The following is a 1,033-nucleotide window of genomic DNA, read 5'->3' as shown; positions in this document are numbered from 1 at the left end:
CCGCGACCTGCGTTTCTTCGATGTCGATGATTGTCCCATTGGGTCTTCCTCCTTTCCCCTTATCGCACGGAAAGAAGGTTAAGTGAACAACTTGCCCCCGCGAAAGCGTTCTCCCCATCCGGCTGCGGCCGGATTTTTCCGTTGTTTTCGAGGGTTATGCGGGAGAGGCTGAGCACTGGCCTCTGGGCCAAGAGGTCAGAAAGCGCTCTCTCAGGGCCGATACTCTCTGAACCTGTTGACTGCGCAGATTTGGTGAATTTTTCGCAAGGCTCTGGAAACACGTCATTATTTTGTAACGAAACCTGAACACTTTGATGTGGGTGGCATTCTCGCAGAAATGACCGGGATCGGACGTTCGCCAGCGTCCCGACGGGTGTGGAGCGCGCTGCCAGCGGTGCCGCGCCTCGCGGTGGGTTCAAATCAACATTGTTTTCTCGAACCAACGGCACTCAATTGGCCCATTGCGAAGACAGCGCTTCCGCCTGTTGCAGAACGGTCCTGATCGCAGCGTCCTGCAGGTCTGGAGGATACCCGTACTTACGCAAGATGCGTTTCACCAGAACCCGCATGCGTGCCCTTGCGGACTCGCGATGGGACCAGTCCACAGTCACGTTCGACTTGAGGCTCTCCAGAAGCTCGTGCGCGATCAGCTTGAGTGAATCGTTCCCAAGGACCTCGATCGCGCTTTCATTGGTGGCGAGAGCGTCGTAGAAGGCGATCTCTTCCTCGGTCAGGCCTTCTTCCTCGCCCCTCTTCCTGGCCTCTCGAATGTCATGCGCCAGTTCGATCAGCTCTTGGAGCACTTCGACAGTGCTGATCGCATTCGTGTGGTACCGCGCAACGGCCTGCTCCAACCGCTCAGAAAACTTCTTGCTCTCGACGACGTTTGACCGGGCGCGAGCACTGATCTCGTCGTTGAGCAGCTTCTTGAGCGCCTCTGACCTGCCCCCCGCAAAATCCCTCACCATGATGTAGAGTCTGCTCAACCCTGAAGGAGCAGACGACATGAGGAAAAGCCGTTTCACCGAGGCGC

At 57.0% G+C, this 1,033-nt stretch carries 1 protein-coding gene; it reads right to left on the bottom strand.

Going from position 1 to position 1,033, the window contains the following annotated elements:
- Nucleotides 1-449: 449 nt before the first annotated feature.
- Nucleotides 450-1,033 (bottom strand): DUF3387 domain-containing protein (locus BLQ14_RS15245; RefSeq protein WP_143004515.1); only part of this gene is annotated, 584 nt, incomplete at its 5' end.

Source organism: Meinhardsimonia xiamenensis (assembly GCF_900102905.1).
GTDB classification, from domain to species: Bacteria; Pseudomonadota; Alphaproteobacteria; order Rhodobacterales; family Rhodobacteraceae; genus Meinhardsimonia; species Meinhardsimonia xiamenensis.
Note: the sequence above shows the minus strand (reverse complement) of the source record. Positions and strands in the feature narration are given on the sequence as shown.